Origin of the sequence: Duganella rhizosphaerae, assembly GCF_040364205.1 — a bacterium.
Taxonomy (GTDB): Bacteria; Pseudomonadota; Gammaproteobacteria; order Burkholderiales; family Burkholderiaceae_D; genus Rugamonas; species Rugamonas rhizosphaerae.
In genome coordinates, this window is record NZ_BPWK01000002.1 from 745,159 (window position 1) to 768,051 (window position 22,893).

Genomic DNA, 22,893 nt, shown 5'->3' on the forward strand with positions numbered 1-22,893 from the left:
AAATGAAATTCCTGGTCATCGTTGAGGAGGGGCCGAAATCCTTTGGCGCATACGTGCCGGATTTACCTGGATGCGTGGCGGTTGGCACTACGCGGGATGAGGTCGTGATGCTAATTCAGGAGGCGATCGAGTTTCATCTTGAAGGAATGAAGGCGGATGGCAAGCCGATGCCGCACCCCAATTCGTCGGCGATGTCGGTTGAAGTAGCTGTTGCGTAAAAGGCCCTAGGCGCAGTCGTCGAGGTTGGATTTGACTTGCAGCAGCAGGCTGCGCAGCGTTTGCTGTTGTTCCGCGCTGAGGTTTTGCATGGCTTGCGCATTCAATGCTTCGGCCTGGCGCTTGATCTTTTGTTGGACGATGCGGCCGGCGTCGGTCAGCGACAGGCAGGTGTTGCGGCGGTCGGCGGCGTCGGCTTCGCCTTGCAGCAGGCCGCGCTCGCGCAGCGCCGTGATCAGGCGCGTCAGCTGCGCCTTGTCCTTGCCGGTGCGCTTGGCCAGGTCGCTCTGCGTGCTGCCCGGATGGCGCGCGAAAAATCCCAGAACCCGACCTTCCATCGGCGTCATCTCATGTTGGCCTTCGCGCAAGGCCTGGAATTGCTGCGAACGGAACTGATGCATGATCGTATGCACGAGATCGAGCACGCCATCCAGGTTGGGATCGCGAGAATGGTTGACTTTGTCATTTGATTTGGAAATAATAGGTGACATTATCAATTATCCGGATAGGCAAAGACATGAGTATAGACGCTCCAATCAGCCGTGTGCAGCGGGTTCGCCATGAACTCAAGATCCGTGAGGTGGAAGTGGCACAGGTGCGCGACGTCGGTACGCATTTTCGCCGCATCACGTTCCGCGGCCCGGCCTTGCATGATTTCCATAGCGCTTCGTTCGACGACCACGTCAAGTTCATCCTGGGGCAGGGCGAGGGCGCGGTCAAGCGCGACTACACGCCGCGCAGCTTCGATCCGGTCGCCGGCGAGCTGTGCCTGGAGTTCGCGCTGCACGGCGACGGTCCCGCCGCGCGCTGGGCGGCGCAGGCGGCGCCGGGCCAGCGCGTGATCGTGGGCGGACCGCGCGGCTCGTTCATCATTCCGGCCGACTATGACTGGCAGCTGCTGGTCGGCGACGAGAGCGCCTTGCCGGCGATTGCCCGCCGGCTCGAAGAGTTGCCGGCAGGTGTAAGCGTGATCGTGATTGCCAAGGTGGGCGATGCCGCCGACCGCCGCGCGCTGGCCAGCGGCGCCCAGGTCGATCTGCGCTGGGTCGGCAGCGATGAGGAACTGATCGCTGCGGTGCGCGCGTTCACGCTGCCGGATGGCGACGGCTACGCCTGGTGCGCCGGCGAGGCGGCGACGATGGTGGCGGTGCGGCAAGAGCTGGTCGGCGTGAAGGGCCTGGGCAAGCACCAGATCCGCGCCGCGGCGTATTGGAAGCGCGGCGGTAGTGGCTTTCACGCGACACTGGAAGATTGAGCCCGGGCCTCAAAAAGTTGAATCCGCCGTCGTGTGCGCTGCGTACAAGGAGGATATCAACCATGAGGCCCAGTATGAAATCCATCGTTCTTTCCCCGACGCCTGCTGCGTCCGATCGCAAAGCCTACGCCGTCGGGCGCATGAACATCGCCGCCCAGCGCCTGTTGTATGCCGAGTCGGCCGCGGAGGAAATCCAGGCCGGCCATTGGGTGCTGGCCTGGGCCGTGGCCGCCGGCGCCCGCCCATCCGCCCGCGCGCTGCGCGAGGCTGAGTCCAGCATGACCACGCTGGTGGAGTTGCGCTTGCACTGACATGTGAACCGGAACCAGAACGGCAAGTCCTGCGAACAGTTGCTGGCCGAGCAGCTCGACCTGTTGTTCGTGGGTTGAGCCATTCACTGATGAATAGTGCGTATTTAACCGTGTGTGTTGTTGGTCGTTATCCATTCCGCCATGATGTCAATACAGTGCGATTCGGCTGGGTGACAGGGCAGGGCTAACGATGATGCGAGGCGGGATTGACGTTCGGATGTCGGAGAAGGAATTCGGGGCTATCTTGGCCGCGTCCGACTGGGACCAACTAAGTGAACGGGTGCTGAGCTTGCTGGCCGGCACCGGCATCGTCGATTTCCTGATACGCATGGACGTCGACGCCGCCAATGGCAGTCCCTGCTCCCACCAGTTCGGCAGCCTGCCGGCGCCGCTGATGCAATGGTTCGGCGCCAACCACAAGCGCGACGACGACATGGTCAACCGCCACCTGGCGCGCTCCGGCCTGCCGCTGGCGTGGGATATCGACCGCTCGGGCAAGATGGCCGATGTGGACGGCGCCCAGCCCTACGCGGCGCTGCGCGCGCGCGGCATCTGCCAGGGCATCAGCGTGACGGCGCGCGACGCGCTGGCCGTGAGCCGGGTCGACTTCTACCGCCAGTCCGTGCGCGGCCATGCGCTGCCGCTGGCGCTGACAGCCGACCTGATGTTGCTGGCCTCCTACCTGCACGAAGCCGTGCGCGACCTGTGGAACGAGCAGAACGCGCACCGCATGCCCAGCCTGACGGAGCGCGAACATGCGTGCCTGTACTGGAGCGCCATCGGCAAGACCAGCAAGGAGACCGCGCTGATACTGAGCATCTCGCGCCACACCGTCTATTTCCACCTGAAAAACGCCGCCCGCAAGTTCGACGTCTATTCGACCCGCCACGCGATCAACTGCGCGACCCGGCTGGGGCTGATCAAGCGGCAGCCGGCGCACGGCTGATGCCGCCGCGCCGGCTGCCGTTGCCGGCCGTCAGGCCGCCAGCGCCTGCGGCCGCACCGATTGCGCGGTGCGCGCGATCGCCGTGGCCAGCGGCGTGCCGGCGATGTTCAGCGTGCGCTCGGTCAACTCGCTGGAGAAGGCCCATGGCGTGTTGTGCAGATACTGCATTTCGATCAGCTCGCGCATGGCCGGATTGAACAGGCCGATCAAGCGCATCATCCACGGCCCGGCCGCGCGCAGCTTGACCGGCTGGCCGCCGTGGGCCGCCACCTGTTCCAGGAACTGCAGCAGCGAGGCGCCGTTGTGCGACGGCGCGTGCCATTGGCGGCCGAACGCCGTCTCATCCGCCGCCACCCGCACCATCGCGGCCGCGAAGTCCGGCACGTAGGTGAAGGCGTGGGCGGCGTGCGGATCGCCGATGACGTAGGCGGGCTTGCCGCTCAGCGCGCTGTCGATCACGCTGCGGCCGACACTGGACTGTTCCACGCCCGGCCCGAAAAAGGTGGCGGCGCGCACCACGGCCACGCGTACCCGGCCGCGGCCGTCGAGCTGCATCAGGCTCTGGGCCACCTGCTGGCGCACGCGTCCCTTGCGGCTGCATGGCTGGCTGGGGCTGATTTCCCGGAAGGTAAGGTCGCAGCGGCCGTAGCCGTAGACGTTGTCGGCCAGGACGATGCGCACATCCTTGCCTTCCACCGCCGCCGCGATGCCGGCCGCCAGCGCCGGAAACTGGGTGGTCCATTGCCAGTAGGCCGGCGCCGCGCACACGTACAGCACGGCGGGCTGGTCCAGCAGCGCGGCCAGCCGGGCCGGATCGCTGGCGTCGCAGGCGACCACCGGCCATTTTCCGGCCTGGCCGCCGCTGCGGTTGAGCATCAGCGGCACGATGCCCTGTTCGTCGAGACAGGCGGCGACACTGAGGCCCAGTGCGCCGGTGCCGAGGATGAGATGTTTGCGTTGATTCACGATGACTCCTGAGGTGTGAGGGGATGGCGGGCGGCCGGGATTCAGGCGCCGCGGCGCAGCATGTCGAGGCGGGCGCGGATGTCGCCGACCACCCTGGCCTCCTGGCTTTGCAGGAAGAAATGGCCGCCGTTGTATTCCAGCGTTTCCAGCGTGCCGTGGGTGTGTTCTTGCCAGCCGTCGATGTCGGCGCGCGAGCAATGGATGTCGCGCCGGCCGCTCATGCCGCAGATCGGCAGCGACAGTTCGGCGCGCGGCGTCGGCGCCAGCGCCGCATACCAGCGGTCGAGCAGGATGAAGTCGGCCTTGATGGTGGGCAGCAGCAGCTGCATCAGCTCGGCGTTCTCGAGCAGCGCGGCCGGCGTGCCTTCCAGCCGGCGCAGTTCGTCGATGAACTCGGCGTCGCTCATGTCCGCCACCTGGCGCGCGTTGCGGGCCAGGTGCGGCGGCTTGCAGCCGGACACGAACAAGGTGTCGGGCTGGGCCGCGCCGCGCCGCAGTAACTCCAGCGCCACATGGTGGGCCAGCAGCGCGCCCATGCTGTGGCCGTACAGCGCGTAGCGCGTGTACTGGTTTTCTTCCAGCAGGGCGTCGGCGATGTCGCGCACCAGCACCCGGTAGTCGGTCTCGGCCGGTTCCAGCATGCGGCTGCCGCGTCCCGGCAGCTGGATGCCGATCAGCTCGTAGCTGTCGTCGAAATACGCCGGCCACTGGCGGAACACCGCCGCGCTGCCGCCGGCATAGGCAAACAGGTAGAGCCGGGTGCGCACGCGCTCCGGATGGGCGCTGCCGTAGCGGTGCAGGTAGGCGCTGCGCGGCGGCGCGGCGGTGCGCGGCGCGAGGAGGGGGGCGGTATCGGTGTAGGTCAACATGAAAAAAACTCCCGTTTAAAAAGTGCTGCGGATGCCGGCCTGCAGCGATGAGGTGAGCAGGCGGCCAAAGTCGGAACGGTCGCCGCCGACGTTGAGGCTGGCGATCAGGAATAGCTGGTGGTGGTTGCTCAGGTAGTAGGTCAGCGAGCCGGAGGCGGCGCCGCCGCGGCCGCCGCCCAGCGGCTGGGCCCAGCGCAGCGCGACGTCGCCCTTGTCGTGCCACTCGGTGCGCAGCAGTTGCACGAACAGGTAGTTGCGGCTCAGGTAGGGCAGGTTGGGCGCCAGCGCCCGGCCCAGCGTTTGCGCCGCCGCCGCGCTGCCGGCGTCCTGGCGGCGCCAGGCTTGCGCCGCCAGCGCGGCCGTCGTCTCGTAGGCCTTGCGTTCGCCGGCGCCGTAGCCCTCGTTGCCGTTGAGCCATTCGACGGTCCAGGTCCAGCCCGATTCGACGGTGTAGCTGGCGCCGGCCAGCAGCGAGTGGTACAGCTTGTTGTCGCCGAGCTTGCCCTGGGCGAAGGTGCCGTCCGGCTGCACGTACCAGCCGGCGTTGCCGCGACCGGCCGACAGGTCGGCATAGACCAGCGCGGCCTTCGACACCGGCAGCGTGCCGTACAGGCCGAGCCGGCGCACGCCGTTGGCGCGGCGCGACACGATGGCGCCGGCGCTGGCGTCGTCGCCGATCCAGTCCAGCTTGACCGCCGAGGTGGGCGAGAAGCTGGCGGGATCGGCTTCCAGGCGGCCGTGGCGGAAGTTGCGCAGCGCCGCCAGGGTCAGGCCGGGCGCGGGGAACCATTGCAGTTGCCAGATGTCCTTGCCGTACAGCTCCTGGATCGGATTGGTCTTGCCGGTCTCGGTGAAGAAGGGATTGCTGGGTGACAGGAAGTAGCTGCTGCCCCATTGCAGCACCTCGCGCCCGACGCCGAACTCGGCCTGGTCGCCCAGCCGGCAGCGCAGGCCGCCCTCGTTGAGGAAGGTTTCGTGGCTGTCGGCCGGCGTGGTGGCGTCGTCGATGCGGCGGCTGTACTGCGCGCGCAGCTTGGCCGAGGCGCCGCAGCCGGCCAGCTTGGCGTTGAGGTTGACGCGCAGCTCGGCGTCGGCCTGGCGGCGGGGCAGGCGGGCCAGCGCGTTGTCCGGATTGAAGCGGCTGTCGGCGGGCGACAGCGCGCTGCCGTACAGCAGGCCCTGGCCGAACGCGGTGTAGCGCGGCGCGAGGCCGGTCTCGGCGGCCTCGGCGGCCTCGGCGGCATGACCGACATCGACATCGGCATCGGCGCCGTCGCCGGCGGCGGCCGGCCACGGCGCCGCCGCCAGCGCCAGCAGCAGGCCGGCGCGGCGTAACAGCAAGCTAGGCCGTGGCGCGGCCATCTAGCGGGTCAGCGCGGCGAGGGTCAGCTCGTCGCGCGGGATCGCCTGCACCTTGATGGCCGAATACTCCAGCACCGAGACGTTGCCGCTGACGATGGCGTCGCGGATCACCATGCGGCTGACGAAGGCTTGCTTGCGGCCGTCGCGCTGGATGGTGTTGTCGGTCTCGAACATGGCCGACTTGAACAGCTTGCCCGACACCGTGTAGAAGTCGGCCTTGACCGGCACCAGCCGCGCGCGCGAGACGTAGTAGACGATGCGGTCGTAGGTCACCCACTTGTTCTTGCCGACCAGGTTGAGCACGTACACCGGTTCGCCGTCGACCTGGTCCTCGGGCAGCAAGGTGGCGTCGTATTCCTTGACGTAGTTGGTCGAGGCGATGTCGCCGTTGGCGGCCGGGCCCATCATCTTCTGCCGGCTGGAGATCGACACCGGCTTCTGGATGTCGGGACGGCCGTACCACATGTTGCGGCCCAGCTGCAGCAGGCGGCCGCCGGCCGAGCGCGCCGGGAAGGTGGTCTCGGCCACGCTGTTGTCGCCGTCGGCCTTGACCCGCATCATGCGCACGTTCTCGCCGGCGTCGGGGTCGACGGCGGTGATCTTCAGGTCCCAGGCGACGCCGGGCAGGCCGCCGCCGCGGCTGCGGTCGGTGGCCTCGAGCAGTTGCTGGGCGGTCATCGGTTCGGCGGCGCCGGCCGGCGCCGCAGCGGCCAGCAGGGCGCCGGCCAGGGTCAGGATATACAGGGCTTGCATGGTCAGGGATCCGTTCATGGTGAGGGGAGTCAGGCGAAGGCCAGCGCGTCGACGATGCCGCGGCGCGCCGCCTTCAGCGACGGCAGCAGCGCCGCCAGCAGCGCCAGCACCAGCACCACGGCGGCCACGCCGGCGATGCGGGCCCAGTCGAGGTCGACCAGCAGGTCGACCGCGTACGAGGAGTTGGGCGGCACGTAGGAGATGCCGGCGCGGTTGACCACGGCCGCCAGCAGCAGCGTGGCGGCCAGCCCCAGCGCGATGCCGCCCAGCGCCAGCCAGCCGGCCTCCAGCGCGAACAGCCGGATCACGCCCAGCGTGCGCAGGCCGAGCGCGCGCAGCGTGCCGATTTCGCGGGTGCGTTCGATCACCGTCATCGAGATGGTGTTGGCGATGCTCATGGCGGCGATCACGAACACGATCGAGGCGATGAAGGCGAAGATCATGTCGAACAGGCCGCGCACCTGGGTGTAAAAGCTCGACAGCTCCTTCCAGGTCTTGATCTCGACGCGGAAGCCGGCCGCCGCCAGCGCGGCCTGCAGCTCGGCGCGCTTGGCCAGCGTCTGGGCGGCGTCGTCGAGCAGCACCACGAAGCGCTCCGCGCCCTCGGTGTCGAGCAGCATCTGCGTCAGGCCCAGCGGCAGCACCAGGTATTTGTCGTTGGTGTTGACGTTGCCGGTGTTGAAGATGTCGACGATCTGCGCGTCCATCGCGTTGGCCTGGCCGTCGATGGTCGAGGTCATCAGGGTGACGGTGCTGCCGATCTTGTAGTTGAGCAGCTTGGCCAGGTCGGCCGAGGCGGCCACGCCGTACTTCTGGGCCGGATCGAGCTTGCCGCCGGCGCCCTCGGCCAGCTTGCCGCGCAGGATGGCGGCATCGCTGGCGACCACGCCCTCGCCGATGAAGATGGTGGAGGCGTTGCCGTTGGACGCCATGCCGCTGATGCCCACGCGCGGCGACACCAGCCGCACGCCGCCGGTCTGCTCGACCACGCGCCGCAGCCGCGCGGCCTCGTCGGCGCTGAACATATAGCGCTTCGGATGCAGCTTGCCTTCGAGCAGCATGCCTTCCTTGTAGATGGTCAGGTGGCCCAGGCGTTCGCCGGCCACGGCCTGGATCTGCAGGCCGCTGTAGACGTTGGCGATGTAGCCGGCGAACAGGTTAATGGCGGTCAGGCCGGCGGCGATGGCCAGCACGGTGGCCAGGCTGCGGTGGCGGTTGCGCAGCACGTTGCGCAGCGCGAGCAGGATCATGTTCATGTCAGGTCTCCGGTGGCGATGCGGCCGTCGCGCAGGTGGACGGTGCGGTCCATGTGGCCGAGGATGCGGTGGTCGTGGGTGGAAAACACGAAGGTGGTGTCGAGGTCGCGCCGCAGCGAGGCGATCAGGTCGATCACCACCATGCTGGTGTCGGTGTCGAGGTTGGCGGTCGGCTCGTCGGCCACCACCAGGCGCGGCTGGGTGACCAGCGCGCGCGCGATGGCCACGCGCTGGCGCTGGCCGCCGCTCATGCGGTCCGGGTAGGCGTTCAGCTGCGCGGCCAGGCCGACCCGTGCCAGCAGTTCGCGCCCGCGCGCGCTGGCGGCGGCGTCGAGCTTGCCGCGCAGGCGCAGCGGCAGCAGCACGTTCTCCAGCGCCGACAGCACCGGGATCAGGTTGAAGCTCTGGAAGATGAAGCCGATCGCGCTGCTGCGCAGGTCGGCCTTGGCGTCGCGGCTCAGGCGCAGCACGTCCTGGCCGTCGATGACGACGCTGCCGCTGGTGGGCTCGTCGAGCATGCCGACCAGGTTGAGCAGGGTCGACTTGCCGCTGCCGGACGGGCCGCAGATGGCCAGCATTTCGCGCTCGGCGATGACGAGGTCGACGCCGCGCAGCGCCTCCACCATCACCTCGCCCTGGCGGTAGGTCTTGTGGATGGCGCCGAGGCGCGCCAGTTCGGCCACCGGCATGGGGGCCGGCGCGGCGCGGTGGCCGGGGTCGTTGGCCGCGGGGGCCGGGAGATCGATCATCATGGTTTTATCCTTGAACGGAAGTAGGGGGAATCGGGGCGGCGGCTTGCTGCTCCGCCTGCATGGCGCGGATCAGCGCGGCCTGCGCGGCCACCGTCGGATGCTGGAACAAATGCTTGAGGGCGACGTCGCAGCCGAAGGTGGTGCGTAGCGCCAGCAGCATCTTGATGGCGAACAGCGAGTCGCCGCCGGCCTGGAAGAAGTCCTCGGTGACGCCGACCTCCGGCAGTTCGAGCAGCGCCGCCCACAGCGTGGCGATGGCGGCCTCGGTGGTGTCGCGCGGCGCCACCACTTGCCGTTCCTGCAGGGGCGCGGCCTCCGGCGCCGGCAGCCGGCGGCGGTCGACCTTGCCGTTGGCGCTGAGCGGCAGCTCGTCGAGCTGGCGCAGCGTGTGCGGCACCATGTAGGCAGGCAACTGCGCCAGCAGCGCGCCGCGCAGTTCGGCCGCATCGAGCGCGGCATCGGGTTGCAGGCAGTAGAAGGCGGCCAGCCGCTTCTCGGCGTGGCGCTCGCCGTGGCACACCACCACGGCGTCGCGCACGGCCGGATGCTTGAGCAGCGCGGCCTCGATCTCGCCCAGTTCGATGCGGAAGCCCTGCATCTTGACCTGCTGGTCCTGGCGGCCCAGGAATTCGATGTTGCCGTCGGCCATGCGGCGGCCGAGGTCGCCGGTGCGGTACAGCCGCTCGCCGGTGCGCGGATGGGTGACGAAGGCGGCGTCGGTCAGTTTCGGGCTGTCCCAGTAGCCCAGCGCCAGGCCGATGCCGCCCAGGTACAGCGCGCCCGTCACCCAGGCCGGCGCTTCCTCCATGCGGTGGTCCAGCACGTGGATGGACTGGCGGCGCATGGCGTGGCCGTAGGGGATGCTGGTCCAGGCCGGATCGACCGTCTCGATCGGATACCACACCGACCAGATCGACGCCTCGGTGGCGCCACCCAGGCTGCGCACGCGCGCCTGCGGCCACACGGCGCGGATGCGGCCGGGCAGGTTGACGGCGATCCAGTCGCCGCTGAGCATGACGTGGCGCAGCGACGGCGCCGGCAGCGCGCTGCGCTCGCAGTAGTCGACCAGCAGGCCGCACAGCGCCGGCACCGAGTTCCACACGGTGACCTGCTGCTCGGCCACCAGCTGGTGCCAGTGCGAGGGATCGAGGCGGCGCTCGTTGGCCGGCAGCACCAGCGTGGCGCCGGCCGCCAGGGTGCCGAAGAAGTCGTACACCGACAGGTCGAAGCTGAGCGAGGATACCGACAGCACGCGATCGGACGGGCCGATCTCCAACGTGGCGTTGACGTCCTCGATGGTGTTGACGGCGCCGCGGTGGTCGATCACCACGCCTTTCGGCTTGCCGGTCGAGCCGGAGGTGAAGATCACGTAGGCGATGCCGTCGGCGCGCGCCAGGCTGTGCTCCAGCAGCGCCGGCGGCGCGGTGCAGCTGGCGTCGAGCACCACCACGCGGGCGGCGTCGCCGGCGCTGGCGGCCAGCAGCGGCGTCAGCTCGGCCGCGAGGTCGGGCGTGGTGACCAGCGTGGCGACGCGGCCGTCGGCCAGCAGTTCGGCGATGCGCTGCGGCGGCAGCGCCGGATCGACCGGCATGTAGGCCGCGCCGCCGTTCATGATGCCCAGCGTGGCGGCCACCTGTTCCCAGCCCTTGTGCATGACCACGGCCACCAGTTCGCCCGGCTGGGCGTCGGCCAGCGTCATTTGCTGGCGCACCCAGGCCGCGTGTGCGGCCAGCTGCTCGTAGCTCAGGTGCAGGCCGGGCGCGGCGACCGCGCAGGCTTGCGGCTGGCGCACCAGGCTGGCGCTGAACAGCGCATCCAGCGTGGCCGGGCCGGCGGGCGTGTCAGCCGCGTCGGCCATGTGAGGCGCGGCCAGCGTGGACGCGGGCGCGCCGGCGGACGGCGCCAGGCCCAAGTCGTGCAGCGGGCTGTCCCATGCGGCGTCGTCGTCGGCCAAGCGGCGCGTCAGGTGGCAGTAGGCGGCGAACATGTCTTCAATCAGGCCGGCCGGGTACAGCTCCAGCACCACGTCCCAGTTGCACAGCAGGACGTGGTCGTCCTCCCACACGCCGCAGTCGAGCCAGACCTGCGAGGTCTGGGTGACGCCGTCGCGGTAGATCGGCGTGATCGGGAACGCTTCCTGGCGCACCGGGATCGGCACCACCAGCGCGCTGGTGAACACCACCGGCATCTTGGCGCGGGTGGCGCCGCCGTGGGCGCGGGTCAGGTCGCGCAGCACCTGCACGCCGCTGATGTCGTGGTGTTCCAGGTCGTTCCACAGGTCGGCCTGCACGCGCCGCGCGCGCTCGGCGAAGGTGGCGCCCTGCGCCAGGTCGACGCTGAGCAGCGTGAGCGAGGTGAACTCGCCGACGATGTCGTTGACCTGCGGGTGCATCGGGTGGCGGTTGAGGAAGGTCAGGTTGAGCGAGAAGGCCGGATCGGCGCTGTAGCGCGCCAGCACTTCGGCGTAGGCCGCCAGCATCAGGCCGGTGGTGGTCAGGCCGTTGCGTACTGCGCGCTGCTTCAGGCGCGCCCAGGTCTCGCGGTCGAAGGCTTGGTGCAGGCGGGTGAAGCGCGGCTTCTTGAGCAGGGTCGGATCCATCGCCATCGGCAGGTCGGGCGCGGCCGGCAGATCGCGCACCCGTTCGCGCCAGTAGGCCAGCGAGCGGCGATAGCGCTCGGTGGCGCGGATCTTGTCCTCGGCGATCACGTAGTCGCGGAACGACAGCGTCAGCGCCGGCAGCTCGACCGCCTCGTCCAGGTAGAACTTGACCAGGTCCTCGATGATGATGACGAAGCTCCAGACGTCGAAGATCAGGGCGTCGTTGGAGAAGTGGATGCGGGCGTCGGCGCCGGGCAGCAGCGTGACGCGCACGTCGAACACCGGCCAGTGGTGGACGTCGAGCATCTGGTGCGACATCTGCGCCCGCACCGACTCGATGCCGGCCTCGCACTGCTCGGGCGTGGCGTGGCGCAGGTCCAGCACGTCGACCGCGTAGTTGGGCACCGTGGCCAGGATGCGCTGGGTGCCGTCGTGCAGGATCTCGGCGCGCAGCATGTCGTGGCGCGCCACCACCTTGTTCCAGGCCCGTTCGAAGCGCGCGGTGTCGATGTCGACGGTGCCCATTTCATCGTAGCTGTGGGTGGTGACGTTGCCGAACTCGAACACCTCGTTGCGGCCCAGCCAGTAGGCCTGCTGCACCTCGGTCAGCGCGAACGGCAGGTGGCGGCTGGCGGGATCGGTCACCACCACCGGCAGCGCGTTGAGGGTGGCGTCGTAGGCGGCGCTGGTGCCGCGCAATTCGCTGATGGCGCGCGCCAGGCCGGCGATGGTCGGGTTGATGAACAGCTGCTGCAGCGGCAGGTCGACCTGGAAGGCGTCGCGCACCTTGGACACCAGCTGGAACGCCAGCAGCGAGTGGCCGCCCAGCGCGAAGAAGCTGTCGTGCACGCCGACCCGCGAAACGCCGAACATCTGGATCCAGATGGTGGCCAGGATTTCCTCGTTGAGCGTGCGCGGCGACACGAAGCCCTGCATGGCGCCGCCGTCGCCGGCCTGCGGATCGGGCAGGCGGGTGCGGTCGACCTTGCCGTTGGCCGACAGCGGCAGGCGTTCCAGCGGCAGGTAGCAGGACGGCAGCATATAGGCCGGCAGCAGCGCGCGCAGGTGCGCATCGAGTTCGCTGGCGGCCGGCAGGGCCGAGGGTGCGCCGACCAGGTAGGCGACGATGCGGGCGTGGCCGGCGTCGTCGCTGCGCACGGCGGCGGCGCAGTCTTCGACGCCGTCGACGCCGCGCAGCGCCAATTCAATCTCGCCCAGTTCGATGCGCATGCCGCGCAGCTTGACCTGGGTGTCGCGGCGGCCGACCAGTTCCAGCGCGCCGTCGGCGCCGATGCGTCCCAGGTCGCCGGTGCGGTACAGGCGCGCGCCGGCGTCGGACGACATCGGGTCGGTTACGAACTTCTCGGCGTTCAGTTCGGGGCGGTTGATGTAGCCGCGCGCGACGCCGGCGCCGCCGACGCACAATTCGCCCACCACGCCGGGCGGCAAGGGCCGCAGCTGGGCGTCCATCACCCACACGGCGACGTTGGGGAAGGGACGGCCGATCGGCACCAGCGCGCCGTCGGCGCGGCCGGCCAGCTCGCCCTCGAACAGCGTGCTGTCGATGCTGGCCTCGGCCATGCCGTAGGAGTTGATCAGACGCGCGTCGTCGGCCAGCAGCGCGCGGTAGCGGCGGTATTCGCCGGCGTACCAGGTGTCCGACGCGACCACCAGCACGCGCACGCCGTCCAGCCGCAGGCGTTCGGCGGCCAGGTAGTCGGCCAGCGCGCGGAAGGTGGCCGGCACGAACTCGGCGCAATCGACGCCTTGTTCCTGGATCAGCGCATGCAGGCGCTCGGGCGCGCCCAGCAAATGCTGTGGGCAGATCAGCAGCGTCTTGCCGCTGCCGAGCGCGCGTATCAGGTCGCCGCAGAACACGTCGAACGGGAAGCTCGCCATCTGCAGGTGGACGCGCAGTTGGTCAAGTTGGTAGTGGTGCTGCCAGCCCAGGTAGGCGTTGATCCAGTTGCCGTGGCTGACCATCACGCCCTTGGGCTGGCCGGTGGTGCCTGAGGTGTAGACCACGTAGGCGCCGTCGTGCGGTTCCAGCGCGATGGTCGGGGCGGCGTTCGGGCGGGAGCCGATGTCGGCGGCGTCGGTGTCGAGCGCGAGGCGGGCGCAGGACAGCGTCGCGGTGGGCGCATCGGCATGGTCGATCACGCAGGCCACGCCGGCGTCGGCGGCGATCAGCGCCAGCCGGGCGGGCGGATGCGAGGGATCGAGCGCGACGAACGCGGCGCCGGCCTTGAGCACGCCGACCACGGCGGCGATCAGCGCGGCCGAACGGTCCAGGCAGACGCCGACCACGTCGCCGTGGCGTACGCCGCGCGCGGCCAGCGCGTGGGCGATGCGGTTGGCGCGCAGGTCCAGCTCGCGGTAGCTCAGGGTGTCGTCGCCGTCGATCACGGCGGCGACGTCCGGCGTTTCGGTCGCACGTAGGGCGAACAGCGAGATCACGTCGCCGCACGGCGCGTCGACGCGCTCGCCGACGCTGGCCGCGTGCACCGCCGCCAGTTCGGCGTCGCTCATCAGGCGCAGCGTCGACAGCGCGCGCGTCGGTTCGGCCAGCACCGCGCGCGCCAGCTGGGCGTAGCGGGCCGCCAGGGCGGCGATGCGGGGAGCGTCGAACAGGTCGGCGCTGTATTCGAAGATGCAGTTGGCGCCGTCGCCGCTATGGTAGACGTCGAGCGACAGGTCGAACTTGGCGGTGCCGCAGTCGACGTCCATGTAGCTGACCGCGAGGCCGCCGGCGCTCATGGCCGGCAGCGCGTTCTGGTAGGTGTACAGCACCTGGAAGATCGGGTGGCAGCCGGCCGCGCGCTCCGGGTTGACCGCTTCGATGATGGCATCGAACGGCAGTTCCTGGTGGGTGAAGGCGTCCAGGCTGGCCTGCTTGACCGCCGCCAGCACCTGCATGTAGCTGTGGGCCGGGTCCAGCGTGCTGCGGATCGGTAGCGTGTTGACGAACACGCCGACCAGCGGCGCCAGGTCTGCGTGCTGGCGGCCCGACACCGGCGTGCCGACGATCAGGTCCTGCTGGCCGGTGTGGCGGAACAGCAGGATCTTGAACAGCGTCAGGAAGGCGGCGTACGGCGTGACGCCGGCCGTCGCGGCCAGCGCGACCAGGCCGTCCGACAGCGCGCGCGGCAGCACCAGCTTGTGGATGGCGCCGCGGTAGCTGGGCAGTTGCGGGCGGGCGCGGTCGGCCGGCAGGTCCAGCAGCGGCAGCGGCGCGGTCAGCGTGGCGCGCCAGAACGCCGTCTCGGCGGCGTGGCGGGCTTGCTGGCCGTCGCGCACGCGCCAGGCCGTGTAGTCGCTGTACTGGTGCGCCGGCGGCGGCAGCAGCGTGTCCTGGCGCGCCAGGCCTGCGCCGTACAGCGCGAACAGCTCGCGCGCCAGCACGCCCAGCGACCAGCCGTCGAAGATGATGTGGTGGCAGCTCAGGATCAGTACATGGCAATCGGCGCCGGCGGCCAGCACGCGCGCGCGCCAGGGCGGGCCGCTGCGCAGGTCGAACGGTTGCAGCAGCACGTCGCGGATGCAGTCGTCCAGCGCGGCGTTGTCGGCGCCGGGCGCCGGCGCTTCCAGCAGCGCCAGGTCGGGCGCGCCGTCGGCATCGATGACCTGGAACGGCACGTTGTCGCCGTCGGTCTCGAAGCGGGTGCGCAGGATTTCGTGGCGGCGTTGCAGCGTGTGCAGCGCGCCGCGCAGCGTCGCCAGGTCGAAGGCGCCGTCGAGGCGGAACACGCCGGGGATGTTGTAGGCGCTGTTGGCGCCGTCCAGCTGGGCCATCAGCCACAGGCGGGTTTGCGGCGGCGACAGCGGGCAGCGGCCGCACGGCACGCGCTGCAGGCCCTGTTCCAGGCCTTGGCTGGCGGCGGCGCGCTCCAGTACCCGTTTGACGGCGTCGCGCTGCGCGGCGCTCAATTCGCCCAATTTCGATCCGAGACTGCTCATTTCGATGACTCCTGGTTGGTAAGGTCGTTCAACAGCGCCGCGCGGTCTGCCGGGCTGAGTGTGTCGAGGTTGGCGATGATGTCGGCCACGGCGGCGTCGTGCACCAGCATGCGCTGCTCTTGCAGCTGCGGCAGCAGCAGGGCGGCGATGTCGTTGGCGCTCACTCCGCGCAGCAGGTCGACGATGGCGACGCCGACCTTGAGGGTCTGTTCGAGCCGGTTTTTGAGTTCGATCGCCATCATCGAGTCGAGACCGTGGTGGCTGATGTTGGCGTCGGCCGCCAGGCCGGCGCTGTCGACGCGCAGCACGCGGCAGGCCAGCGTGCGCACATGCGCGGCCACGGTGGCCTGCATGGCGTCGGCGTCGGCGCAGGCGGCCAGCAGTTGCAGCACGTCGGCCTGGACGGCGCCGTCATCCTGGCGGCCGTCGGCGTCCTGCGCGCGCTGGGCGGCGATCAGGTGTTCCAGCATCGGCGCGGCGATGCCGAGCGGGCTGGTGTCGCCGACCACCGTCCATTTGGCGCCCAGCACTACCGCCTGGCCGACCTTGCCGCTCATCAGCCAGCCCAGCGCCTCGCAGCCCTGTTCGGCCGTCATCGGATAGAAGCCGCGGCTGTGGAAGTAGGTCAGCAGGTCAAGCTGGGTGGCCATGCCGACGTCGCCCCACGGGCCCCAGTTGATGCTGGTGGCCGGCAGGCCGTCGGCGCGGCGGCGGTGCGCCAGCATGTCGAGGAAGGTGTTGGCGGCCGCGTAATTGCCCTGGCCCATGGAGATCACCAGCGAGGCCACCGACGAGAACAGCGTGAAGAAGTCCAGCGGCGCATCGGCCAGCGCGCAGTGCAGGTTCCAGGCGCCCAGCACCTTGGCCGGCATCACGGACAGGAAGTCGGCGTTGCTGGTCTGGCTGAGCAGGCGCGGATGGGCCACGCCGGCGGCGTGGATCACGCCGCGCACCGGCGGCCGCGATTCGGCCTGGCGGCGCGCCAGCATGGCGTCGAGCGCGCCGCGGTCGGCGATGTCGAGCGCCTCGATGCTGACCTGGGCGCCGAGGCGCTCCAGCTCCAGCACGCGGGCGACCCGCTGCGCGCTGGCGTGGCCCGCTTCGAGGCCGGCCCAGGCGGCGCGCGGCGGCAAGCCTTCGCGGCCGATCAGCACCAGGTGGCGGGCGCCGTGGCGCACCATCCAGCGGCTCACTTCCAGCCCCAGCGCACCGAGGCCGCCGGTGACCAGGTAGCTGGCGTCGGCGCGCAGCCGTGGCGGCGCAGGCAGGCGCGCGGCCGGCGCGCATTCGGCCAGGCGCATCACATGGCGCGCGCCGTCGCGGTAGGCGATCTGGTCTTCGTCGTCGGCGCCCAGGCATTCGGCCACGAGGTGACGGGCGTCGTCCTCGTGCGGCACGGCCTGCAGGTCGACGATGCCGCCCCACAGGTCGATGTGTTCACCGTGGCCCAGCACGCGCGCCATGCCCCATACCGGCGCGCGGAACGGGTCCGGACGGTCGGCGGCCAGCACCGGCTGGGTGGCGCGGGTGGCGATCCACAGGCGCGGCTTGGCGGTGCCGGGCAGCGCGGCCAAGGCCTGCGTCAGGTTCAGCGTGACCAGGCAGCCGCGCGCCAGTTCGGCGTCGATCTCGGTTGCCGATGGCGCGCCTTCCAGCGGCGGGCGGCACAGGTCCAGGTGCAGCACGCCGCGCAGATCGGCGGCGGCGCCCAGCTGCGCCAGCCACGCGTGCTGGTCGTCGGCGGCGAAGCCGGGCGGCAGCGCTTCGGCGTGGTGGCCGTGGCGGGCGAATTGCGCGGCCACGGCCTGCGCCAGCGCCGGCTCGCCGCCGTACAGGTACCAGCGGCCGGGCGCGATGTCGGCCGATGGTTCGGGCGCGGCGGCGGCCGGCCACTCGGGCTGGTACAGCTGCTGCGGCGTGACCGCGAACGGCGCGGCGGCGTCCAGCGCGCGCGCGCTGCAGCCGCTGATCTCCAGCAGCAGCCGGCCGTTGTCGTCGAGCATGCGGATGTCGCCCAGCATGCCATGGGCGTCGCGGCGGGTGATGACCGCGTGGATCCACAGCTGCTGCGGCAGCGGCGCCAGGATGCGGCCCTCGGCCACGCCGGTCGGCATGTAGACGGTGGCGGCGCCGTCGAACGGCAGCGCGGCGGCCAGCGTCTGGAAGCACAGGTCGAGCAGCGCCGGATGGATGCCGAAAGCGGCCATGTCCGGGCACAGCGCGGCCGGGGCGTCGATGCGCGCCAGCGCTTCGTCGGCGCCGCGGCGCAGCGCGGCGATGCCGCGGAACAGCGGGCCGTATTCGAGGCCGAGGCGTTCGAAGTGGGTGTAGCACTCGGCCGCGCTGACGACGCTGGCGCAGCGCTGATGCAGCGCGTCGAGGTCGGCCGGCGCGGACGCGGCGCGGCTGCCGGTCAGCAGCTGGCCGGTGCAGTGCAGCTGCCACGCCGCCTGCGGCTGGTTGAACACGCGGCTGGCGATGCGGAACTCGTAGGTCTGCGGGTCGACGCTCAGGCGCAGCGTCAGCGTCTGGTCGGCGCCGAGGTAGAGCGCGCGGCGGAAGGAGACGTCGGCGAAGGTGGCCAGAGCCAGTTCGCCGAACAGGCAGCGCGCGGCGTAGGCGGCCATCTCGACGTAGCCGGCGCCGGGGAACACCACGGTGCCCTGGATGCAGTGGTCCTGCAGGAAGCCGAGCGAGGTGCGGTCCAGGTCCGCCTCCCAGGTCGGCACGTCGGCGTCGAGGCGGCGCGCCAGGATCGGGTGGACGGCGGCGCCGCAGCGGTGCGCGGCCGATTCCTCGGTCTCGTACCAGTGGCGCTGGTGGCGCCACGGATAGCCGGGCAGCGGCAGCGCCAGGCCGGGCGGCAGGGCGCCGGCCCAGTCGATACCCGCGCCCTGGCAGTACAGCAGGCCGACGGCGTGGCGGAGCTGGGCGTGGTCGTCGCGGTCGCGGCGCAGCGTCGGCACCACGTGGGCGGCGATGCCGTGCATGATGGCGTTTTCCTGCAGCGCGCCGGCCAGCACCGGATGCGGCGCCAGTTCGACGAAGTGGTGGAGGCCCTCGGCCAACGCGGCGTTGACGGCGTCGGCGAAGCAGACCGGCTGGCGCATGTTGCGGTACCAGTAGCCGGCGTCGTGGATGGCGCCCACCACGCGGCCGCCGGTGACGGTGGAATACAGCGGGATGGTTGGCGCGGCCGGGACCAGGTCGTCCAGCGCGGCGTGGATCGGCGCTTCCAGCGTCTCCATGTAGACGCTGTGGAACGGCACCTGCACCTTGAGCGCGCGGGCGAACACCTGGCGGGACTCGAGCGCCAGGCGCAGGCGCTCGACGCCGTCGGCGGAGCCGGCGACGGTGACCTGGGTCGGGCCGTTGACGGCGGCCAGCGTCAGCGTCGGATCGCCGAGCGCGGCCAGTTCGTCCAGCGCCTCGCGCTGTCCCAGGCCGATGGCCAGCATGCGGCCCATGCCGGCGGTCTGGTGCTGCAGGTGGCTGCGGTGATAGATCACGCGCACCGCCTGCTCCAGCGTCAGGCAGCCGGCCACGTAGGCGGCGGCCGGCTCGCCGGCGCTGTGGCCGATGATGGCGGCCGGGCGCACGCCCCATGCGGCCAGCAGTTCGGCCAGCGCCACCTGCAGGATGAAGTTGGCCGGCTGGGCGATGTCGGTGTCGGCCATGCGCGAGTCTTCTTCGCTGGCCAGCATTTGCTCCAGGATGGCGCCGCCGGCCAGCGCGTCGAACAGCACGGCGCAGCGTTCGGCCATGGCGCGGAACACCGGTTCTTCGCGCAGCAGCTGGCGGCCCATGGCCCACCACTGCGGCCCCATGCCGGAGAAGACGAACACCGGCGCCGGCGCCGCCGCTTCCGGCGCCAGCTGGGTGGCGGCCTGCGGATGGTCGTGGCCTTCGGCCAGCGCGCGCAGCGCGGCGATCAGGTCTTCGCGGCCGGCCGCGCTGACGCAGGCGCGCCAGGGCTGATGGTCGCGGCGGGTGGCGGCGCTCCAGCTGACGTCGCGCAGCGCGGCGCCGGCCAGGGCGCCGCCGGCGTCGAGCGCGGCGGCGTAGGCGCCGGCCAGCGCGCGCAGCGCGTCCGGATGGCGCGCCGACAGCGGCAGCGTGTATTGGGTGTGGGCGTTGGCGCCGTCGCCGTCCTGCGGCTGGGCGCGGGACGGCGCGGCCGACAGGATGGCGTGGGCGTTGGTGCCGCCGAAGCCGAAGGAGTTGACGCCGGCGTAGCGCTCGCCGTCGGCCGCCGGCAGCGCGGTGACGGCCAGCGGGATGGCCAGGTTGAGCGCGTCGAGGTCGATCTTCGGATTGCGGCTGCGGAAGTGCAGGTGCGGCGGCACCAGGCCGTGCTGCAGCACCAGGCTGGCCTTGATCAGGCCGGCCACGCCGGCGGCGGCCTCGGTGTGGCCGATGTTGGTCTTGATCGAGCCGAGCAGGCAGGGTTGGCCGGCCGGGCGGCCGGCGCCGACCGCCGCGCCGATGGCGTTGGCCTCGATCGGGTCGCCGACCGGGGTGCCGGTGCCGTGCGCCTCGACATAGGCCAGCTGGCGCGGAGCGATGCCGGCGGCGGCGCAGGCGCGGCCGATCAGGGCGCGCTGGGCGTCGCCGCTGGGCACGGTCAGGCCGTCGCTGTGGCCGTCCTGGTTGACGGCGGTGGCGCGTATCACCGAGTAGATGTGGTCGCCTGCGGCGAGCGCCTCGTCGAGCCGCTTGAGCACGACGATGCCGGCGCCTTCGCCGCGCACGTAGCCGTCGGCGCGGGCGTCGAAGGCGCGCGAGCGGCCGCTGGGCGAGAGCATGCCGGCGCGCGATTCGGCGATGGTGAAGCTGGGCCCGAGCAGGGCGTTGACGCCGCCGGCCACGGCCAGCGCCGATTCGCCGCTGGCCAGGCTCTGGCAGGCCAGGTGGATCGCCACCAGCGACGACGAGCAGGCCGTGTCGAGCGCCACGCTGGGGCCCTGGAAGCCGAACACGTAGGACAGGCGGTTGGCCAGCATGGTCATCACCGAGCCGGTGGCGGTGTGCGGCTCGACGGCGCGGTATTCGCTGCCGCCCATCTGCATCAGCATGTAGTCGAGCGTGAAGCCGCCCATGAACACGCCGACCGCTGTGCCGCGCAGTTGCTGCGGCAGCTGGCCGCCGTCCTCCAGCGCCTGCCAGCACACTTCCAGCAGCATGCGCTGCTGCGGGTCCATCAGCGCCGCCTCGCGCGGCGAGATGTTGAAGAAGTCGGCGTCGAAGCCGTCGACGCCGTCGATGAAGCCGCCCCAGCGGCTGGCCGACTTGCCGGCCAGCCCGCGTTGCGGATGGAAGTGGCGGTCGGCGTTCCAGCGGCCGGCCGGCACTTCGCCGACGCTGTCGGCGCCGGCCAGCAGGTTGCGCCACAGCGTGTGCGGATCGTCGGCCTGGCCGGGGAAGCGGCAACCGATGCCGATGACGGCGATGGCCGTACTGGGCGAGCCTGCGGCCGGCGGGACGGCCGGGGTTGGCGTGCGCGGCACGCCGGACGAAATGGTTGTCATGATTTAGCGGTCGGAGTTGTAGATTGACTGGGAATAGCTCTGGACGTAGCGGCGGTCGAAAGCGCTGCACGGACGGCGTTATGCCGTTGTGATAATGACAATGTAACAGGGAGGCTTGCGGAGCGTAAGCTACGAATAATCGTAGTGGCTGTAGGGCAAGTAGGGCGGCTGGCGGCTGGCTGGCGGGGGAGGCGGGGAGGTGGGGGAGGCGGCGGAGGGCGGATCAGGCGAGGTCGGGGTCGGCGGCGGCGGCGCGGCCGGGCACGCCTTCCTGGCCGAGCGCGGCGCGCAGGCCTTCGACCAGCATGGCGAACACGATCTTGATGCGGCGGCTGCTGCGCAGCTCGCGGTGCGCGGTCAGCCACAGGGGGATCGGCGGGATCGCCGAGCGCGGCATGACCATGCGCATCTGCGGCGCCTGGCCGGCGACGATGCACGGCGCCAGGCAGATGCCGGCGCCGGCCAGCGCCAGTTGCCAGCCGGTGATGTGGTTGTCGCAGCGGATGCCGAAGAAGTCGCGCTTGACCGGGATGCCGGCGTCGCGGAAACCGCGCAGCAGCGCGTCGGAAGTGTCGTAACCTATCCACTGATAGCGGTCGAGGCAGGTGGGGTCGACGCGGCCGCCGACCGCGGCCAGGTAGTCGGCGTGGGCGTAGGCGCCGATGTCGAGCTGGCCGATGCGGCGCGCGATCAGGCCGTTCTGGCTGACGTCGGTGTGCCGCAGCGCGATGTCGGCCTGGCGCTCCAGCAGGTTTTCGACGTGGTTGGAGACCACCACTTCGATCTGGATTTCCGGATGGTGGTTGCGGATGCGGGTGATGATGTCGGGCAGCAGGTAGGCCGAGGTCATTTCGCTGGCCGTCAGGCGCACGGTGCCGTCGAGCTGCTGGGTATGGCTGAGCGCGGTCAGCGACACCGACTGCGCCGCCAGCCGCATCTGGCGCGCCGGCTCCAGCAGCGCCTCGCCGGCCGCGGTCAGGCGCAGGCCGCGCGCGGCCCGTTCGAACAGCGACATGCCGATGTGCAGCTCGAGCTCCTCGATGCGGCGGCTCAGCGTGGGCTGGCTGGTGCCGAGCAGTGTGGCGGCGGCCGTCAGCGAACCGCTGTCGACCACCGCCAGGAAGATGCGGATCAGGTGCCAGTCGATTTCGGGCGGGGCGGTCAGGGTCGGCGGCTTGCTATGCATTGAGATTGAGGCGATGGATAGTTGACGAGAACGCAATGTTACCCGGTTCGGCGGCGTCGAGCCGCACTTCTTGCAGCGTGACGGTGGCGCCGGCCGCCGCGCCGCGCAGGGCCACGGCCAGCGCGTGGCCGCCGGCCAGCTGCTCGGAGTGGAAGCGCCAGTCGTCGCCGGCCGGGGCGGCGCCGAGGCGGCAGCGGAGCGGTTGCGCGTCGGGCGCGAACGCGACCCGGGTCAGGTCGATGGCGATGCCTTCGCCGGTGGCCTTGGCGTAGGCTTCCTTCAGCGTCCACAGCGTGAAGAAACGGCGCTGGCGGGCATGGTCCGCCAGGCCGGCGAGCTGGGCCAGTTCGTCGGGCGAGCACACCAGGCGGGCGATCTGTTCCATGTCGTCCAGCGGGCGGACGGTTTCGATGTCGAGGCCGCAGGCGCCGGCGCGCGTCAGCACGCAGCCGACCAGGCCGGAGGTGTGGCTGAGATTGCAGGCCAGCGCGGCGTGCGGCGCCGGCAGCTCGGGACTGGGTTTGCCGCGCGGGCCGCGGCGGAAGCGCAGCTGCGCCGGCGCCAGGCCGGTGCAGGCCGCCAGCGCCAGGCGCTGCAGCGCGTGGGCCGCCAGGTAGGCGTGGCGGTCGGCGGGGCGCAGCAGCTGGCGGTGGCGCGCGCGTTCGTCGTCGTCGAGCAGCGGCAGGTAGCGCGCTTCCAGCCGCGCCGGGTCGTGCAGGCCCGGTCGCGCCAGCCAGACGACGGCTGCGTCGGCCGGCAAGATCGTGGTGCCGAAGGGAGGACTGTGGCGCATGCGGTTTCCATTGTGTGTGGGGCGTCGGTGCAAAAGTCCAGAACCAACCATATTGTTGTTCCGAGATCCGGTGATCGTTCCGGAAAAAGTGGAGCGACGATCGCGCCCAAGTTTGCGGCAAGTCGGTTTGCCGCGTCAATGGCC

15 protein-coding genes are annotated in these 22,893 nt (G+C 70.7%); 4 read left to right on the forward strand and 11 right to left on the reverse strand.

What is annotated here, in order from left to right:
* Positions 1-2 precede the first annotated feature (2 nt).
* A complete protein-coding gene (locus RUGAMON1_RS07115; RefSeq protein WP_445229831.1) occupies positions 3-218 on the forward strand; it encodes a type II toxin-antitoxin system HicB family antitoxin in 216 nt (71 codons plus the stop codon).
* A 6-nt stretch (positions 219-224) separates the two neighbouring features.
* On the opposite strand, the gene RUGAMON1_RS07120 is transcribed toward RUGAMON1_RS07115, so the two are convergent.
* Complete coding sequence (locus tag RUGAMON1_RS07120; protein ID WP_445229832.1) at positions 225-617, reverse strand: MarR family winged helix-turn-helix transcriptional regulator; 393 nt, start codon at positions 615-617, stop codon at positions 225-227.
* A 116-nt stretch (positions 618-733) separates the two neighbouring features.
* On the opposite strand from RUGAMON1_RS07120, the gene RUGAMON1_RS07125 reads away from it, so the two are divergent.
* The 3 genes from RUGAMON1_RS07125 (at position 734) to RUGAMON1_RS07135 (ending at position 2,728) form a co-directional block, all read left to right on the forward strand.
* Positions 734-1,471: a siderophore-interacting protein gene (locus RUGAMON1_RS07125; RefSeq protein ID WP_445229833.1), complete on the forward strand. Its 738-nt coding sequence runs from the start codon at positions 734-736 to the stop codon at positions 1,469-1,471.
* 74 nt (positions 1,472-1,545) lie between these two features.
* Entirely contained in the window at positions 1,546-1,782 is a 237-nt protein-coding gene (locus RUGAMON1_RS07130; protein WP_445229834.1) for a hypothetical protein, read from the forward strand.
* 244 nt (positions 1,783-2,026) lie between these two features.
* The gene (locus RUGAMON1_RS07135) at positions 2,027-2,728 is read left to right on the forward strand and encodes a helix-turn-helix transcriptional regulator (RefSeq protein ID WP_445229835.1); all 702 of its coding nucleotides are present in this window, start codon (positions 2,027-2,029) and stop codon (positions 2,726-2,728) included.
* Between the two features lie 30 nt (positions 2,729-2,758).
* Here the strand turns inward: RUGAMON1_RS07135 and RUGAMON1_RS07140 are convergent, their stop codons facing one another.
* The 10 genes from RUGAMON1_RS07140 to RUGAMON1_RS07185 all read right to left on the reverse strand — a co-directional run bounded on the left by RUGAMON1_RS07140 (position 2,759) and on the right by RUGAMON1_RS07185 (position 22,749).
* Positions 2,759-3,694 (reverse strand): NAD-dependent epimerase/dehydratase family protein, encoded by a 936-nt coding sequence (locus RUGAMON1_RS07140; protein WP_445229836.1) that lies wholly within the window; start codon positions 3,692-3,694, stop codon positions 2,759-2,761.
* A 41-nt stretch (positions 3,695-3,735) separates the two neighbouring features.
* Complete coding sequence (locus RUGAMON1_RS07145; RefSeq protein WP_445229837.1) at positions 3,736-4,563, reverse strand: thioesterase II family protein; 828 nt, start codon at positions 4,561-4,563, stop codon at positions 3,736-3,738.
* 15 nt (positions 4,564-4,578) lie between these two features.
* On the reverse strand, positions 4,579-5,904 hold the full coding sequence (locus tag RUGAMON1_RS07150) for a hypothetical protein (protein ID WP_445229838.1): 1,326 nt from the start codon (positions 5,902-5,904) through the stop codon (positions 4,579-4,581).
* A gap of 21 nt (positions 5,905-5,925) precedes the next feature.
* Positions 5,926-6,678 (reverse strand): outer membrane lipoprotein-sorting protein, encoded by a 753-nt coding sequence (locus tag RUGAMON1_RS07155; protein WP_445229839.1) that lies wholly within the window; start codon positions 6,676-6,678, stop codon positions 5,926-5,928.
* 29 nt (positions 6,679-6,707) lie between these two features.
* A complete protein-coding gene (locus tag RUGAMON1_RS07160) occupies positions 6,708-7,934 on the reverse strand; it encodes an ABC transporter permease (RefSeq protein ID WP_445229840.1) in 1,227 nt (408 codons plus the stop codon).
* Positions 7,931-8,686 carry an ABC transporter ATP-binding protein gene (locus tag RUGAMON1_RS07165; protein WP_445229841.1) on the reverse strand — a complete coding sequence of 252 codons (756 nt, stop codon included), beginning with the start codon at positions 8,684-8,686 and terminating at the stop codon, positions 7,931-7,933. Before RUGAMON1_RS07165 ends, RUGAMON1_RS07160 begins: the two co-directional genes overlap by 4 nt.
* 4 nt (positions 8,687-8,690) lie before the next feature.
* A complete protein-coding gene (locus RUGAMON1_RS07170; protein WP_445229842.1) occupies positions 8,691-15,242 on the reverse strand; it encodes a non-ribosomal peptide synthetase in 6,552 nt (2,183 codons plus the stop codon).
* Entirely contained in the window at positions 15,239-20,770 is a 5,532-nt protein-coding gene (locus tag RUGAMON1_RS07175; protein ID WP_445229843.1) for a type I polyketide synthase, read from the reverse strand. The genes RUGAMON1_RS07170 and RUGAMON1_RS07175 overlap by 4 nt, the downstream gene beginning before the upstream one ends.
* 223 nt (positions 20,771-20,993) lie before the next feature.
* Positions 20,994-21,956 carry a LysR family transcriptional regulator gene (locus RUGAMON1_RS07180; RefSeq protein WP_445229844.1) on the reverse strand — a complete coding sequence of 321 codons (963 nt, stop codon included), beginning with the start codon at positions 21,954-21,956 and terminating at the stop codon, positions 20,994-20,996.
* On the reverse strand, positions 21,949-22,749 hold the full coding sequence (locus RUGAMON1_RS07185; protein ID WP_445229845.1) for a 4'-phosphopantetheinyl transferase family protein: 801 nt from the start codon (positions 22,747-22,749) through the stop codon (positions 21,949-21,951). The genes RUGAMON1_RS07180 and RUGAMON1_RS07185 overlap by 8 nt, the downstream gene beginning before the upstream one ends.
* Positions 22,750-22,893 lie beyond the last annotated feature (144 nt).

Excerpts from the sequence above, each read along its gene's own strand:
- RUGAMON1_RS07115 (WP_445229831.1), top strand. The coding sequence starts at position 3 with ATGAAATTCCTGGTCATCGTTGAGGAGGGGCCGAAATCCTTTGGCGCA.
- RUGAMON1_RS07120 (WP_445229832.1), bottom strand. The coding sequence starts at position 617 with ATGCATCAGTTCCGTTCGCAGCAATTCCAGGCCTTGCGCGAAGGCCAA.
- RUGAMON1_RS07125 (WP_445229833.1), top strand. The coding sequence starts at position 734 with ATGAGTATAGACGCTCCAATCAGCCGTGTGCAGCGGGTTCGCCATGAA.
- RUGAMON1_RS07130 (WP_445229834.1), top strand. The coding sequence starts at position 1,546 with ATGAAATCCATCGTTCTTTCCCCGACGCCTGCTGCGTCCGATCGCAAA.
- RUGAMON1_RS07145 (WP_445229837.1), bottom strand. The coding sequence starts at position 4,563 with ATGTTGACCTACACCGATACCGCCCCCCTCCTCGCGCCGCGCACCGCC.
- RUGAMON1_RS07155 (WP_445229839.1), bottom strand. The coding sequence starts at position 6,678 with ATGCAAGCCCTGTATATCCTGACCCTGGCCGGCGCCCTGCTGGCCGCT.
- RUGAMON1_RS07160 (WP_445229840.1), bottom strand. The coding sequence starts at position 7,934 with ATGAACATGATCCTGCTCGCGCTGCGCAACGTGCTGCGCAACCGCCAC.
- RUGAMON1_RS07165 (WP_445229841.1), bottom strand. The coding sequence starts at position 8,686 with ATGATGATCGATCTCCCGGCCCCCGCGGCCAACGACCCCGGCCACCGC.
- RUGAMON1_RS07170 (WP_445229842.1), bottom strand. The coding sequence starts at position 15,242 with ATGAGCAGTCTCGGATCGAAATTGGGCGAATTGAGCGCCGCGCAGCGC.
- RUGAMON1_RS07175 (WP_445229843.1), bottom strand. The coding sequence starts at position 20,770 with ATGACAACCATTTCGTCCGGCGTGCCGCGCACGCCAACCCCGGCCGTC.
- RUGAMON1_RS07180 (WP_445229844.1), bottom strand. The coding sequence starts at position 21,956 with ATGCATAGCAAGCCGCCGACCCTGACCGCCCCGCCCGAAATCGACTGG.
- RUGAMON1_RS07185 (WP_445229845.1), bottom strand. The coding sequence starts at position 22,749 with ATGCGCCACAGTCCTCCCTTCGGCACCACGATCTTGCCGGCCGACGCA.